The sequence below is a fragment of the Acidiferrimicrobium sp. IK genome, assembly GCF_025499425.1.
GTDB lineage: Bacteria > Actinomycetota > Acidimicrobiia > Acidimicrobiales > Palsa-688 > Acidiferrimicrobium.
On record NZ_JAIMCB010000035.1, the window covers coordinates 1 to 1738 of the forward strand.

A 1738-nucleotide genomic window follows, 5' to 3' on the forward strand; every position below is an offset into this window, starting at 1 on the left:
CTAGGACACTGTTGAACAACCCACGTTTTCCGGGTTCAGCGACTCGGGTTCACGAGCGAGGGGCATCCGGGTGTGACTGACCGACGAACCGGTCGTTGTGAGCGCCGTTTTGTGGGCGTGGTGACCGTCGCGAGCGCTCCTCCGGGGGCGGCTACCCGTTCAGCATCCATCTCCCGTCGTGCGCGAGCCCGAGATTGACCAACCGCCGGAGGTTGATCGCCGCGATCCGCATCGAGAGGCCCAGTTGGTTCTTCTCCACGCCTCGAAAGCGCACCCTCCGGTGGTTGCCGGCGACGAGCCAGGCGATCGACCGTTCGACCATCGGCCGCCACCGTCGATAGTCCTCGGTGAAGTCGCCGTCGCGCCAAGCCCGTCGGGACTCGACGAGCTCGTGATCGTGAGGAGTGAGTCGGAGCACCCGACCGTCCTTGGACCTCGTGCAGCGGGAGCGCAGCGGGCAGCCCCGGCAACGGGCCCCGAAGGTTGCGTGTCGTTTGGGTGTGATGGTGACGGTGTGTCCGATTGGGCAGGTTACGGTGTCGGCATCGTGGTCGATGACGAAGTCGTCGCGATGGAAGCCGCCGGGAACCGCCGGTGCTGTCGGAAACGGCTTGATGGCTCGCTGGTGCTTGGCAGCACGGAGGGCTGCCAGCGTGTCGCCTGATCCATAGGCGCCGTCGGCCAGGACCTGGAGCCCGGGCTCCTCGCCGTCGAGGAGTGTGACCCCGGTCGGTCCGTCGGGGGCGTTGGCCGGGGTGAGGGCGGCGGCGGTCACCAGGCCGGTCTCGGGTTCGACGGCGATGTGGGCCTTGTAGCCGTCCCGATAGACGGATCGGGACTTGTGCATGTGACGGGCCTCGGGGTCGACGACGGAGATGACCCGGTCAGGGGCTACTTTTCGGACGATCGTCCAGGTGCCGGTGTCGTCTTGTTCGACGTCCTGGCCGGCCACCAGGGCCAACAAGGCGAGGGCCGAGGTGGCCTCGGCCTCGGAGGCGTCGTCGGCGAAGGCAGCCAGCAGCGTGAGGGCATCGTTGACCAAGCCGTCGACCAGCGCCGCTTTCGCCACCGGGTCGTCCCAGGCGATCGTCGGCTTGCCCGAGGTGTCGTAGTCATGGGCCGAAAGCGTCACCTCAGCGGCGCCGGGGACCACCCGGCGGACCCGGCGGATCGCCGCGATGAGCTGGGTGACCGTGTCCTGGGTGGCCACCGCGTCGTCCAAGAGGGTCGAGTCCAGGGCCCGCCTCGTCTTCCCCCGCAGCACACCGGTGGCGTCGATCACCGATCGCACCGCGTCAAAGATCCGCTCGGGACGATCCGACTTCCGCAACCGGGTGCGCCAATAGGTCAGGACCGAGTAGTCGAACCCCTCGTCATCAAGGGCCAGCCCGCAGGCGACCTTCCAGCTGATCCGGTCACGCAGCGCCCGGGCGGCGTCCCGGTCGGAGAGCCCCTCGAGTGCCTGGAGGACCATGACCGTCGCCACCACGTCGCCCGGGATCGACGGCCGACCGCGACCGGAAGAGAAGAGGTCTGCGAACAGATCGTCGGGGAACAACTGGTGGCGGTGGTCGGCCAGGAACGCCTCCACACTGCCCTCACGAACGAGCTGTCGACACAGCGCCGCCGCGTCGAGCAACTCACGGTTGGATTCGCTCCGTCCTTGCACCCGACAATTCTCGACGGTCTGGGCCCAAATCGCGAGCACCGAAGCGAGAATTGTTCAACAGTGTCCTAG

General features: G+C 67.5%; 1 protein-coding gene. It reads right to left on the reverse strand.

Annotation, left to right across the window (positions count from 1 at the left end; genetic code table 11):
* Positions 1-151 precede the first annotated feature (151 nt).
* On the reverse strand, positions 152-1669 hold the full coding sequence (locus K6U06_RS24435) for an IS1182 family transposase (protein ID WP_262324605.1): 1518 nt from the start codon (positions 1667-1669) through the stop codon (positions 152-154).
* Positions 1670-1738 lie beyond the last annotated feature (69 nt).